The 11,781-nt window shown below is 71.1% G+C and carries 11 protein-coding genes; 6 read left to right on the forward strand and 5 right to left on the reverse strand.

The annotated features are described in order from the left end of the window. Positions 1-8: 8 nt before the first annotated feature. Complete coding sequence (locus DFR74_RS26930; RefSeq protein ID WP_067508664.1) at positions 9-1,640, reverse strand: acyl-CoA dehydrogenase family protein; 1,632 nt, start codon at positions 1,638-1,640, stop codon at positions 9-11. Between the two features lie 165 nt (positions 1,641-1,805). Between DFR74_RS26930 and DFR74_RS26935 the strand changes: the two genes are divergently transcribed. Further along, a complete protein-coding gene (locus DFR74_RS26935; RefSeq protein WP_067508666.1) occupies positions 1,806-2,537 on the forward strand; it encodes a PaaX family transcriptional regulator C-terminal domain-containing protein in 732 nt (243 codons plus the stop codon). Between the two features lie 44 nt (positions 2,538-2,581). Further along, on the forward strand, positions 2,582-3,301 hold the full coding sequence (locus tag DFR74_RS26940) for a Mut7-C RNAse domain-containing protein (RefSeq protein ID WP_067508668.1): 720 nt from the start codon (positions 2,582-2,584) through the stop codon (positions 3,299-3,301). Positions 3,302-3,308: 7 nt separating this feature from the next. On the opposite strand, the gene DFR74_RS26945 is transcribed toward DFR74_RS26940, so the two are convergent. Then, on the reverse strand, positions 3,309-4,016 hold the full coding sequence (locus tag DFR74_RS26945; protein WP_084537558.1) for a TetR/AcrR family transcriptional regulator: 708 nt from the start codon (positions 4,014-4,016) through the stop codon (positions 3,309-3,311). A gap of 121 nt (positions 4,017-4,137) precedes the next feature. Between DFR74_RS26945 and DFR74_RS26950 the strand changes: the two genes are divergently transcribed. Continuing rightward, on the forward strand, positions 4,138-5,283 hold the full coding sequence (locus DFR74_RS26950) for an acyl-CoA dehydrogenase family protein (protein WP_067508670.1): 1,146 nt from the start codon (positions 4,138-4,140) through the stop codon (positions 5,281-5,283). A 72-nt stretch (positions 5,284-5,355) separates the two neighbouring features. Here DFR74_RS26950 and DFR74_RS26955 read toward each other — a convergent pair whose 3' ends face one another. Next, a complete protein-coding gene (locus tag DFR74_RS26955) occupies positions 5,356-5,625 on the reverse strand; it encodes a DUF2277 domain-containing protein (protein ID WP_067508672.1) in 270 nt (89 codons plus the stop codon). A 297-nt stretch (positions 5,626-5,922) separates the two neighbouring features. Between DFR74_RS26955 and DFR74_RS26960 the strand changes: the two genes are divergently transcribed. Beyond that, positions 5,923-7,197: a diguanylate cyclase domain-containing protein gene (locus DFR74_RS26960; protein ID WP_067508674.1), complete on the forward strand. Its 1,275-nt coding sequence runs from the start codon at positions 5,923-5,925 to the stop codon at positions 7,195-7,197. Between the two features lie 60 nt (positions 7,198-7,257). Here the strand turns inward: DFR74_RS26960 and DFR74_RS26965 are convergent, their stop codons facing one another. Further along, positions 7,258-8,496: a PucR family transcriptional regulator gene (locus DFR74_RS26965; protein ID WP_067508676.1), complete on the reverse strand. Its 1,239-nt coding sequence runs from the start codon at positions 8,494-8,496 to the stop codon at positions 7,258-7,260. A 248-nt stretch (positions 8,497-8,744) separates the two neighbouring features. Between DFR74_RS26965 and DFR74_RS26970 the strand changes: the two genes are divergently transcribed. Continuing rightward, positions 8,745-9,917, forward strand: coding sequence for an esterase/lipase family protein (locus DFR74_RS26970; protein WP_067508678.1), 1,173 nt, complete (start codon positions 8,745-8,747; stop codon positions 9,915-9,917). 1 nt (position 9,918) lies between these two features. Here the strand turns inward: DFR74_RS26970 and DFR74_RS26975 are convergent, their stop codons facing one another. After that, on the reverse strand, positions 9,919-11,061 hold the full coding sequence (locus tag DFR74_RS26975; protein WP_067508680.1) for an acyl-CoA dehydrogenase family protein: 1,143 nt from the start codon (positions 11,059-11,061) through the stop codon (positions 9,919-9,921). Positions 11,062-11,162: 101 nt separating this feature from the next. Here DFR74_RS26975 and DFR74_RS26980 point away from each other — a divergent pair, with 101 nt between their 5' ends. Continuing rightward, positions 11,163-11,768 (forward strand): TetR/AcrR family transcriptional regulator, encoded by a 606-nt coding sequence (locus DFR74_RS26980; protein WP_067508682.1) that lies wholly within the window; start codon positions 11,163-11,165, stop codon positions 11,766-11,768. Positions 11,769-11,781: the final 13 nt, after the last annotated feature.

Genomic DNA, 11,781 nt, shown 5'->3' on the forward strand with positions numbered 1-11,781 from the left:
ATTCGCGGTCAGGACAGCTTCGGCGTGGCGCGCTCGATGATCGCGGCGGTGTCGACGCCGGACGGGAGCGTGCCGAACACGTCGCCGCGGTCGGCGCCCAGCCTGCTCACCGTGAACGCGTCCGCCACGGCGGGGTGACCGAAACGCACCAGCAGCGACCCTTGCAGCACCTGCGCCATCTCGCCGACGACGCGCCGCGCGCGGTACTGGATCGTGTCGACATCGCTGAACTGCCCGCGCAATCGGGCGACCGCCGCGTCCAGGCGCCGGTCGGCGCCCGCCGCCGCCTCCACCTCCGCGAAGAAGGCGGTGAGCGTGTCGGGCTGTTTGGCCATGGCGCGCAACACATCCAGCGCGGCCACGTTGCCCGAGCCCTCCCACACCGACAGCAGCGGGGCCTCGCGGTAGAGGCGCGGCATCCGGGACTCCTCGACGTATCCGTTGCCGCCCAGGCATTCCAGCGCTTCGGCGGCGTGGATCGGGCCGCGCTTGCACACGTAGTACTTGCTGACGGCCAGCGCGATCCGCCGCAGCCGGTCGGCGGCCTCGTCACCCGTCACGGCGCGGTCGGTGAGCTCGGCCAGCCACAGGCCGACCGTCGTGGCCGCCTCGGCCTCCACGGCCAGATCGGCCAGCACGTTGCGCATGAGCGGCTGGTCCGCCAGGTGCGCCCCGAAGGCCCGGCGGTGCGCGGCGTGGTGCGCCGCGGCCGCGACGCCCACCCGCATCCCGCCCGCCGACCCGAGCGTGCAGTCCAGGCGGGTGAGGTTGACCATGTCGATGATCGTGGGCACGCCGCGCCCCTCGTCGCCGACCAGCCAGCCGACAGTGTCCTCGTACTCGACCTCGGCGCTGGCGTTGGAGTGGTTGCCGAGCTTGTCCTTCAGGCGTTGCAGGCGGAAGGTATTGCGAGTGCCGTCGGGCAGGACGCGCGGGACGAAGAAGCAGGACAGCCCGCCCGGCGCCTGCGCCAGGACCAGGAAGAAGTCCGACATCGGGGCCGAGGTGAACCACTTGTGCCCGGTGATCCGATAGGAGCCGTCGAGCGAGGGCACGGCCGCGGTGGTGTTGGCTCGCACGTCGGACCCGCCCTGCTTCTCCGTCATCGACATGCCCGCGATCAGACCGCGTTTCGCCGAGGGCACGCGCAGGCCGAAGTCGTATTCCCTTGCGGCGAGCAGGGGTTCGTAGGCGGCGGCCAGCTCCGGATTCGCGCGCAGCGCGGGGACCACGGCGTAGGTCATCGAGATCGGGCAGCCGTGCCCGGCGTCGACCTGGCCCCACACGCTCATCTTCGCCGCGCGGACCAGGTGCGCGTGCGGGCTCGGGTCGGCCCACGGCGCGCCGTGCAGGCCGAAGCGGACGGCCTGGTCCATGAGCCGGTGATAGGCCGGGTCGTACTCGACCTCGTCGACGCGGTGGCCGTAGCGGTCGTGCGTGCGCAGCACCGGCGGGTGCGCCTCGGCCAGGTCGCCGAGGCGCTGCGCCTCGGCGCTGCCCGCGATCCGCCCGACGGCGTGGAGGTCGTCCAGCGCGTCCGTCGCGCCGGCCCGGCGCAGCGCCTCCAGGATCACCGGCTGTTCGGCCGCGTCGTAATCCTCCAGGGGCGGAACCTGATTGGTCACCTCGTGCGTCGCCATCGCGTCACTCCTCGCCGAGTAGTCGCCGCGGCAACCGGGCCGCGACACCGGCCGTGGGCGTGTGCTCTCCCACGGCGTCGATATTGCACATGGTCACCTATGCGCTGAATTATTGCAATAGCCCGGCCGTACGAACCGCCCCGCGCGGCCGACTAGCATCGGCGCATGCCTTCGACGCCGGTGCGCACGCTCACCGCGCGCTCGGCGATCCTCAGCGCCCTGCTCGGCGCCCACCCCGCCGAAGCGCCGGTGAGCTGGATCGTGCGCATCGCCACCGGCCTCGGACTCGGCGAGTCGGCGGTGCGGGCCGCGCTCACCCGCATGGTGGCGGCGGGCGATCTGGAGCGCACCGACAGCGCGTACCGGCTCTCGGCGCGGCTCATCGACCGGCAGCGCCGCCAGGACGAGGCCATGCACCCGCCCGCCGAGCCGTGGGACGGGACCTGGCGGCTGGCCGTGGTGACCGTGGGCGCCGACGATTCGACCGATCGCGCCGCGATCCGGGAGGCGTTGCGCACCAACAAGTTCGGCGAGGTGCGCGAGGGCGTGTGGACCCGGCCCGCGAACCTCGCGAGCACGTTCGCGCCCGCCGCGCGGCGGCGGCTGACGTACTTCACCGGCCACCCGGAGGACTCCCCGCACGAGCTGTCCGAGCGCCTGTTCCGCCCCGCCGACTGGGCCCGCGACGCCTGCCTGCTGCTGACGGCCATGGCCGGCGCGACCACGATCGCCGAGCGGTTCGAGGTCGCCGCCGCCACCGTGCGCCACATCCTCGTGGACCCGATGCTGCCCGCCGACCTGCTGCCCGCCGACTGGCCCGGCCCCGACCTGCGCGACTCGTACTTCGCCTTCCGTGCGGAATTCGTCGCGTTCGCCGCGCAGCGCCGGGCCGGCTGAACAATCGGGTGGTCGCCCCGGCTGCCCACTGGCATGCTGGCGGGGTGGGTACCGGGGAGATCACGGTCGCGTTCGGCGCCGAACTGGGGGTTTTCGTGCCCGCCGCGCGGCGCGCCGGGCCGACGACGGCGCGCATCGACGGCGTGTCGACCGCGGGACACGTGGTCGAGTCACTCGGCGTGCCGCTCACCGAGGTCGGCGCGCTGCTGGTGAACGGCGCGCCGGTCGGCGCCGGGCACATCCCCGCCGACGGCGAGACGCTCGAGGTGCGGGCCGTCACCCGTCCGCAGCGCCTGGCCGAACCGCCGCGCTTCCTGCTCGACATCCACCTCGGCACGCTGGCGCGCCGGCTGCGACTGCTCGGCATCGACGCCGCCTACGAGAACCCCGATATCGGCGACGCGGCGCTGGCCGCGCGGTCGGCGGCCGAACGCCGCGTTCTGCTCTCGCGCGACCGGGGGCTGCTGCGCAGGCGCGAGATCTTCGCCGGCGCTTACGTGTACAGCCACCGGCCGGTCGACCAGCTAGACGACGTGCTGTCCCGCTTCGCGCCCGCGCTCACCCCGTGGACGCGCTGCACCACCTGCAACGGGCTGCTCCGCGCGGCGGAACGGGTCGAGGTGGACGACCTCCCCGACCGCACGGGCCAGACCTACGACACCTTCGCCCGCTGCCTGGACTGCGGCCAAACCTATTGGAAGGGCGCGCATCACGCGCGCCTGGACGCCATCGTGGCCGACGCGCAGGAGAAGTTCGGGGCCTGAGCTCCGCTCACTCCCCCGCGCCGCGGTAGTCCTCGCCCGCGATCAACAGGTCCCGCAACCGGGCCGCGGGGTCGAGTGCGATGCCCACGGCGCGCAGGTGATGGTCGATGAGCAACCAGGATTCGGCGGTGAGCCGGTCGGCGAGGACCTCGGCGGCGTCCCCGCCGTGGGTCAGCCACCAGCGGACCGAGGCGTCGATGAGGCCGACCAGCGCGACGATGAGCCGTTCGGCGGCGGCCGGGTCGGCGCCGAAGCGCGGAATGTATCGCGTTGCGGCGGTGAAGATCTCGGCGGCGAACGCGCTGCCTCCGATGCGCGGCTGGTCGCCGCCGCGCCGGTAGTCGCGACCGACCAGGAAGCGGTACAGGTTCGGATGCTCGGCCGCCCAGCCGACGTGCACCGCGATCGGCGCGCGGATGATCTCGATGGGCGTGCCGTCGGTGTCGAAGGTGGCGCGGATGCGCGCGGTGAGGTCTTCGTAGGCGCGACGGGCCACGGCGCGGTCCAATTCCTCCTTGCCCGCGACGTGCCGGTAGACGTGGGTGCGGACCAGTCCGGCGCGGTCGGCGATGAGCCCGATGGAGGCATCGGGGCCGTGCTCCTCGATCGCGGCCATGGCCGCGTCCACCAGCGCGCGACGGCGCTCCGCGCCACCCGGTCCGCGTGCGCCCGAGCGGCGGGTCTCGGCGGTATCGGTCCAGCGCTGTCGTCCCACGTGGCTCACCGTATCGCGATCTCGCCGCCGCTCTTGTCTCGTCGCGAGTGATGGTACACACTGTACCCGTAAATACTGGTCACAAGTATTGCCAGTCGTACGCCGAGCCCAAGGAGTCTCGATGGCCGCCTACCGGTCGTGTTGGATGAACGACGATCTCGACGCGCTGCGCGACCTCGCGCGCGCGTTCTTCGAGAAAGAGGTCACCCCCAACGTCGACAAGTTCATCGCCCAGCACCACGTGGACCGCGACCTCTGGAACAAGGCGGGCGAACTCGGCCTGCTGTGCCTGTCCATCCCGGAGGAGTACGGCGGTGGCGGCGGCACCTTCGCCCACGAGGCGGTGCTGATCGAGGAGCAGGCCAGGGCGATCGACACCTCGTGGGGCCAGACCGTGCACAACGGCATCGTCGCCCACTACGTGCTCGCCTACGGCACCGAGGAGCAGAAGAAGCACTGGCTGCCGAAGATGGCCAGCGGCGAGACCGTCGGCGCGATCGCCATGACCGAGCCCGGCACCGGCTCGGACCTGCAGAGCATCAAGACCAAGGCCGTACGCGACGGCGACGAGTACGTCATCAACGGCTCGAAGACGTTCATCACCAACGGTTCCCAGGCCGATCTGATCATCGTCGTCGCCAAGACCGACACCTCCCAGGGCGCGGCGGGCATCAGCCTGATCCTGGTGGAGGCCGAGCGCGCGGGCTTCCGGCGCGGCCGGGTGCTGGACAAGATCGGCCAGAAGGGCCAGGACACCTCCGAGCTGTTCTTCGAGGACGTGCGGGTGCCCGTGTCGAACCTGCTCGGCACCCAGGAGGGCCAGGGCTTCATCCAGCTCATGCAGCAACTGCCGCAGGAGCGCCTGATCATCGCCGTCGGCGCGACCGCGGGCATGGAGGTCGCGCTCGAGCACACACTGCGCTACACCAAGGAGCGCGAGGCGTTCGGCAGGCCGGTGTTCGGCTTCCAGAACTCCAAGTTCAAGCTGGCCGAGGTGGCCACCGAGGCCAAGATCTCGCGGGTGTTCACCGACGACTGCATCGCCAAGCACATCGCGGGCGAACTGGACATCCCGACGGTGGCGATGGCGAAGTGGTGGACCACCGAGCGCGCCATGTCGATCGCCAGCGAATGCCTGCAGTTGCACGGCGGCTACGGGTACATGAGCGAGTACCCGATCTCGCGGATGTGGGTCGACAACCGCGTGCAGATGATCTACGCGGGCACCAACGAGATCATGAAGGAGATCATCGCCCGCTCGCTGTGAGCGCCGGCCGGTCGTCGCGCTCACGCGGGTGCGGCGGCCGGGCCGCAACGGCCGGTCGCCGGGGGCTGGGGCTCAGGAGCGCGCGGCGATCCGCGCCTGCACCTCGGGCCTGCGCAGCGGCGGCACGGTCTTCGGCGGCACCTTGCGGTCGGGCAGTTCGGCGAGCAGGCGCGCGGTGATCGCGGCGATATCGGCCACCGCCGCGTCGACCGCGGGACGGGTGGCCGCCGAGATGCTCGACAGCCCGCCGACCTTGCGCACGTATTGCAGCGCCGCCGCCTCGATCTCCTCGGTGGTCGCCGCGGGCTCGAGCCCGCGCAACGGGGTGATGTTTCGGCACATGACCCGAGGCTAGCGCGACCCGGTGACAGGTGCGCCGGATGCGGGGATCGCGGCCGGTGAAGACGCTGATCAGCCCGCGTCGACGGCGCGCGGTGCGCCGATTGCTGTACCTTCGATGTGAGCGGTATCCTGTCCATTCGATACCATCTAGTCTCTTTTTCTGAGCTTTTCTCGGCTAGTGGATGGCAGCACCGGCAACCTCGTTCGGATCGCGGCGCAGGGTGGGCGATCACCGGATCCGGCGGGGTCGCGGAAATCGACGCAACCGCGCGTGTCGTTCGACGAACGGGGATTCGCATGGACGAGAAGACCACCTCGGTGGGGGATGCGGAGCAGGCGGCCGAGCGGTACCGCTCGCTGATCGAGCACTCCCCCGACGCCATCTGCGTGCACGAGCGCGGCACCGTCGTCTATCTGAATCCGGCGGGCGTGCGGCTGCTCGCGGCCCGGTCCGCCGAGGAGATCGTGGGCCGCCCGGTCGCCGATTTCATCGCGCCCGACTCGATCGCCTCGACCATGGCCCGCATCGACGGACTCACCTGCACCGGCGACGCCTCCGAACGCGCCGTCATCACGCTGCTGCGCGCCGACGGCACCCGGATCCCGGTGCAGACCGTCTCGGTGCTCACCATCTGGCAGGGGCGGCGCGCCTACCAAGTGGTGCTACACGACCTGAGCGCCCAGTACGCGGCCGAACAGGCGCAGCGCAAGCTGGAACAGCACTTCACCGCGATCGTCTCCCAGCTCGAGGAGGGCGTGGTGGTGATCAGCAGGCAGGGGCGCATCGAGTCCATCAATCCGGCCGCGCTGCGCATATTCGATTGTGGCGCGGGCAGACTCGTGGGCAAGAAGCTCACCGCGCTGCCGCTGCGCATGGTCGATCCCGAGGGCGAGCCACTGCCGGTGGAGAACCATCCGGTCTCGCGCACCATGGCCACGGGCGAGCCGGTCACCCGGTTCGTGTTCGGTATCGACGGCGCGGGCCGCAGGCGCTGGCTGGCGGGCAGCTGCCGGCTGCTCGAGCCGCTGGACCGGGGCTCACCGGTGGTCACCTCGTTCACCGATATCACCGCCACCCGCGCCAGCCAGCGCGAATTGCAGTACCAGGCCACCCACGACGAGCTGACCGGCCTGCTCAACCGCTCCACCGTGCTCGCGGAGCTGGAGACCGCGCTGGCCGATCCGAAGAGCACGCTGGCGGCCGTGCTGTTCGTCGACCTCGACGGGTTCAAGGCCGTCAACGACAGCTACGGTCACCTGGTCGGCGACGCGGTGCTGCGCGTCATCGCCCAGCGGCTGCGCTACCGGGTGCGCCGCACCGATCTGGTGGGCAGGCTCGGCGGCGACGAATTCCTCGTCGTGTTGCGCGGTCCCGACGTCGACCCCGACCCGGTGCTGCGCAGGCTGGCCGAGGCGGTGGCCGAACCCGTTGTGGCCCAGGGGCATCGGCTCTCCGTGCGGGCCTCCATCGGCGTCGCGACGCGCTATGAAGACGATCGCCGCAGCGCGGCCGAACTCCTGCACGACGCCGATGTGGCCATGTACCGGGAGAAGTCGGCCGCGGCCGGATAGCGCTGCCGCTCAGGCGATGTCGGATCCCTGCGTGGTGACGCTGCGGTACCGCCTCCGGGCTCAAGCGATGTCAGCCGCCGGGTAGAGCCGGTGGATGGTGAGCGCCGCCGCCAGCATCCGCGAATTCCCCGGCTCGCCGGGGTCGATGCCGGTGAGTTCGGCGATGCGGCGCAGCCGGTAGCTGAACGTGTTGGGGTGCACGTGCAACCGCGCCGAGGCCGCCTTGCGATCCGAGCCGAATTGCAGGTGCGCCTCCAGCGCTTCGAGCAGGTGCGGGTTGCGCAGCAGCGGCGCGATGCGCTGGGCCAGCCGGTCACGCGCGGGACCCGGACGGGTGAGCTGATACTCGAGCAGCAGGTCGTCGAGGTGGTAGCGGCCGGCGGGCCGGTCCAGCAGCCGCGCCAGCGTGGCCACCTCGGCGGCCTGTTCAGCGGCCTCGGGCAGGCCCGGCCGCGCCACGGCACGGCATTCGGCGAGGAACACCGGCGTGCCGAACTGCGCGGTGAGATCGGTGGCCAGGTCGGCGTAGCGCGCGGCGTCGGCGACCGACACCTCGGAGTGGTTGGGGAGCAACGCGATTCCCGCGCTGCCGTCGAACGCGACGAGCGCGGTGCCGTTGGTGAGCGCGTCCAGGGTGCGGTGCAGTACGCGAATGCGCCTGCGCGCCAGCAGATCCGCGGCCGGGGTGGACTGCCGGTCGGGGCGCAGGTGGATGGCGAGGACGGTATAGCGATCGGTGAGCGGGGTGTCGGCGCGGGCGGCGAGCTCGTCGGCGGGCAGGCCGCGCAGCAGCGCGGTACACAGTTCGCGGCGCGCCTCGCGCTCGGCGTTGTAGATGGACTGCTCGACCTCGGTGTAGGTGTCCACGACGGTCAGGTTGATGTGCATCAGCAGGTCGAGCAGGCGCGAGCCGACGGTGACGAGTTCGTCCTTCTCCTCGGGCGTGGCCAGCGCGGCGGCCTCGGCCAGCACCGACTGCGCCGACCCGTGGATGGCCTCGATGAGGGTGGCCAGCGGGAAGCGGTCCTCGGCGTGCCGCTCGGCGACCGGCACCACGAACGCCGCCACCTCCGCCCTGGTGAACTCGCGCTGCTCCCCGATCGCCTGGAGCACGGCGCGGCCGCAGGCGTAGATGGTGGGCAGGACCTCCGCCGTGAAATGCCCGTCGGGCAGGTCGGCGGCGGGCGGTGTGGCGCCGAGACCGGCGGCGAGCATGCGCTCGGCGATCTGCGGCCACCTGGTGAGCAGACGGGTCACCAGGGGAACGTTCCCGGTGACCGGGGATGGAGCGACAACCATGGGCCGATTGTGTCGGAGTACAGGGATGAGCTCAACGTGTCCGTTGCCGTGGCCCAAACTTTGTCATGGGCGACAACCATCTGTTCGAGTACTTCGTCGGGCCGTGCAGTGACGAACGCGCTCGACCGCTCCTAGATTTACTGTTACCGCGCTTTCCGGGTGCTCCTGATCACATTCGAACGACATTGTGCCCTACGCCATAGTCGAGCCCACCCGGGTCGCGCGGACGATCGGATGGGAAGTAACGGATGTTTGCAACGACGCAACGAGCGCGGCGCGGGCTGGCCTGCGCCGCGATGATCGCGGGGCTGGCGCTCCCGCACGGACTCGGCTCGGGGGTGGCCGCCGGTGCGCCACAGGCGGATTCGGAACCAGCCCTCACGGCCTTCGCCGACACCCTCTCGGCGGGGCTCATGCCCGCGGCCGACGGCAGGCAGCCCAAGGCCATCGTGGACACCGGCAGCGCCTCGGGTTCGGCCAGCGGCAGTGGTTGGGCCAAGAGCACCGCCTCCGCGGCCGTCGGGGAAGGGCCGGAACTGACCGCGGCGCTCGCCGCGTTCGCCCACGGCCTGCTGAATCCCGACGCCGCGCCGCAGGGCGCGAACCGCTGGGACTGCAAGCCCACGGCGCAACGCCCGCGCCCGGTCGTGCTGCTGCACGGCACCTGGCTCAACGCCTTCGACACGTTCTCCTACATGTCGCCGCAGTTGGCGCGCGCCGGATACTGCGTGTTCGCGTTCAACTTCGGGCGCTCCGGGCTGCTGGAGGGCGGCGGCCTCGGGACCGTGCTACCCGGTCGTTATGGCGTGGGCCCGATGGAGGAATCCTCGCGCCAGCTCGCCGAATTCGTGGAGCGGGTACGCGCCGCGACGGGCGCCGAACAGGTCGATATCGTCGGGCACTCGCAGGGTGGCACGGTGGCCAACCGCTACCTGAAGCTCGAGGGCGGCGCGGGCAAGGTGGGCAAGCTGATCACCTTCGGCGCCACCCACCACGGCACCAGCCTGATGGGTATCGCCACGCTGGGCCGCGTCATCAATAACCTCGGCGTGAACATCCTCGGGTTCTACGAGCCGATCGTCGGAATCTCCAATATCCAGCAGGCGCACGGCTCGGCGTTCTACGCGGAGCTGAACGCGGGCGGCGACACCGTGCCCGGCGTGGAGTACACCGCGGTGGGCTCGCGCTACGACGAGGTCACCAACCCGTACGACTGGACGTTCCTGCAGGCCGGTCCGGGCGCGACGGTCCACAACATCACCTTGCAGGCCGGCTGCGAACAGGACTTCTCCGACCACCTCACGATGATGTACTCGCCGCGCTCGGTCTCGATCGCGCTCAACGCGCTGGACCCGGCCACCCACCCGGCGCTGGACTGCGCGTTCAACCCGTGGCTGGTGGGTGGCGGCGGGCGCCTGTAGCTCAGCCCTGCGCCAGGTTCCTGGCGATGACCAGGCGCTGAATCTGGTTGGTGCCCTCGAAGATCTGGGTGATCTTGGCCTCGCGCATATAGCGCTCGACCGGGAAGTCCTGGGTGTAGCCGTAGCCGCCGAAGACCTGCACCGCGTCGGTGGTGACCTTCATGGCCGCGTCGGTGGCCACCAGCTTGGCGACGCCGGCCTGCCGCGAATACGGCAGGCCGGCGTCGCGGCGCCGTGCGGCGTCGAGGTAGGTGGCGCGGGCCGAGTCGACGGCGGCGGCCATATCGGCGAGCACGAATCCGAGGCCCTGGTGGTCGATGATCTTGCGGCCGAACGCCTCTCGCTCCTTGGCGTAGGCCACGGCGTCGTCGAGCGCCCGCTGCGCCAGGCCCGTCGCCACGGCCGCGATGCCGAGCCGGCCGGAGTCCAGCGCGCTGAACGCGATCGGCAGCCCGCGCCCCTCGTCGCCGATCCGCCGCTCCTCGGGCAGGAACACGCCGTCGTAGGCGGCGGTCGTGGTCGGGACGGCGCGCAGGCCCATCTTCTCCTCGGGCTTGCCGAAGCTGAGCCCTTCGGCGTCGGCCGGGACCAGGAAGCAGGAGACGCCGCGCGAGCCCTCGCCCGTGCGGGCGAACAGCGTGTAGTAGTCGGCGCGGCCGCCGTTGGTGATCCACGCCTTCGTGCCCTCGACGCGGTAGCCGCCCTCGACGGGCGTGGCCTTGCAGCGCAGCGCCGCGGCGTCCGACCCGGCGTGCGCCTCCGACAGGCTGTACGCGCCGATCACGTTCCCCGACAACATCTCCGGCAACCACCGCTCGCGCTGCTCGGGCGTGCCATAGGCGAACAGCGGATGGCACGACAGGCCGTGCACGCTCACCGCCACCGCGACCGCCGCCCAGCGCGCCGCCAGTTCCTCGAGCACCTGGAGATACACCTCGTAGGGCTGGCCGCCGCCGCCGAACTCCTCCGGGTAGGGCAGGCTCAGCAGCCCCGCCGCGCCGAGCGCGCGGAACGCCTCGGCCGGGTAGCGCTCCTCCTTCTCGAAGGCGGCGGCGTCGGGCTCGAGCACCTTGTCGGCGATCTCCCGGGTGAGCTCGAGCAGATCGCGGGCGTCCTCGGTGGGCAACAGTCGTTCGACGGGCATCTCATCATCTCCGCGGCGGGGTGGTCGGACCCGATTACAGTACGACCGACATCTTATTACATGCAATGCAGCACGCATTTTTCTGCCCCTATACTGGGTCGATGGTTTCCGAGCTGCCGCCGAACAAGCACCAGGAGAAGAGTCTGCGCACGCGCGCCCAGCTGCTGGACGCGGCGATCGACAGCCTGGCCGAGGTCGGCTGGGGCAGCGCCTCGATCGCCGATATCACCGCGCGCGCCGGCGTCACGCGCGGCGCGCAGCTGCACCACTTCCACACCCGGCAGGAGCTGTTCACCCAGGCGATCGGGCACCTCACCGAGCGTCAGCGCCAGGCGCTGCACCGGCGGTTGCGCACGCTGCCCGCGGGAACGGCCCCGGGCGCCGTCCTGGTCGAGCTGGTGACGGCGACGTTCGCGGGCAAACTGGGCCGCGCCTGCGTGGAGCTCTACGTCGGCATCGCAGGTGAGAGCGCGCTGCGCCGGGAGATGCTGCGTGTGCAGCACGATCTCACGGTGGAGTTGCAGGACCGCTGCGCCGAGCTGATCGGACCCGAAATCCCCAGGGAGCGCCTGGAATCGGCGTTCTGGTTGACGATCAACGTGGTGCGCGGCGCGACCCTGGACGAAATGGTGGGCCGCGACCGCGCCCGCCGCAAACAGGTGCTGGCCGATTGGACCGCGCTCGCGGAGGTCGCGCTGCGCGGGTGAGGGGTTGATGGGG

It is taken from the genome of Nocardia puris (assembly GCF_003315035.1).
GTDB lineage: Bacteria > Actinomycetota > Actinomycetes > Mycobacteriales > Mycobacteriaceae > Nocardia > Nocardia puris.

Bases quoted from the DNA above. Each gene is read 5' to 3' on its own strand.
- DFR74_RS26930 (WP_067508664.1), bottom strand. From the start codon at position 1,640: ATGGCGACGCACGAGGTGACCAATCAGGTTCCGCCCCTGGAGGATTAC.
- DFR74_RS26935 (WP_067508666.1), top strand. From the start codon at position 1,806: ATGCCTTCGACGCCGGTGCGCACGCTCACCGCGCGCTCGGCGATCCTC.
- DFR74_RS26950 (WP_067508670.1), top strand. From the start codon at position 4,138: ATGGCCGCCTACCGGTCGTGTTGGATGAACGACGATCTCGACGCGCTG.
- DFR74_RS26955 (WP_067508672.1), bottom strand. From the start codon at position 5,625: ATGTGCCGAAACATCACCCCGTTGCGCGGGCTCGAGCCCGCGGCGACC.
- DFR74_RS26960 (WP_067508674.1), top strand. From the start codon at position 5,923: ATGGACGAGAAGACCACCTCGGTGGGGGATGCGGAGCAGGCGGCCGAG.
- DFR74_RS26965 (WP_067508676.1), bottom strand. From the start codon at position 8,496: ATGGTTGTCGCTCCATCCCCGGTCACCGGGAACGTTCCCCTGGTGACC.
- DFR74_RS26970 (WP_067508678.1), top strand. From the start codon at position 8,745: ATGTTTGCAACGACGCAACGAGCGCGGCGCGGGCTGGCCTGCGCCGCG.
- DFR74_RS26975 (WP_067508680.1), bottom strand. From the start codon at position 11,061: ATGCCCGTCGAACGACTGTTGCCCACCGAGGACGCCCGCGATCTGCTC.
- DFR74_RS26980 (WP_067508682.1), top strand. From the start codon at position 11,163: ATGGTTTCCGAGCTGCCGCCGAACAAGCACCAGGAGAAGAGTCTGCGC.